The 502-nt window shown below is 51.4% G+C and carries 1 rRNA gene; it reads right to left on the bottom strand.

The window, feature by feature from the left end:
- Positions 1-502 (bottom strand): 23S ribosomal RNA (locus tag GQF01_RS26450); the annotation flags it as partial.

Here is a 502-nt window from a genome sequence, read left to right as displayed (position 1 = left end):
GCTCATAACGGCTACGGTGGTACAGGAATTTCCACCTGTTGTCCATCGACTACGCCTTTCGGCCTCGCCTTAGGTCCCGACTTACCCTGAGCGGACGAGCCTTCCTCAGGAACCCTTAGGTTTTCGGCGGATCAGATTCTCACTGATCTTTTCGTTACTTATACCGGCATTCTCACTTGTATGCGCTCCACCTGTCCTTACGGTCAGAATTCAACGTACATACAACGCTCCCCTACCCATGCACCACCTTCACTCCAGCTTTGAAGCAGCGTGTTTAGCTGGGATCATTTGGCCAGAATCCTGAACAACCAATAAGGTTGATTCTGGCTAATGTCCCGTGGCTAACCACGAGATTCAAAGACGCAGTGAAGGCGATGCAAGCCATAGCTTCGGTGGCGTGTTTAGCCCCGTTACATTTTCGGCGCAGAGTCACTCGACCAGTGAGCTATTACGCACTCTTTCAATGGTGGCTGCTTCTAAGCCAACATCCTGGTTGTCTGTG

The organism is Paenibacillus silvestris, assembly GCF_009882985.1.
GTDB lineage: Bacteria > Bacillota > Bacilli > Paenibacillales > NBRC-103111 > Paenibacillus_E > Paenibacillus_E silvestris.
Note: the sequence above shows the minus strand (reverse complement) of the source record. Positions and strands in the feature narration are given on the sequence as shown.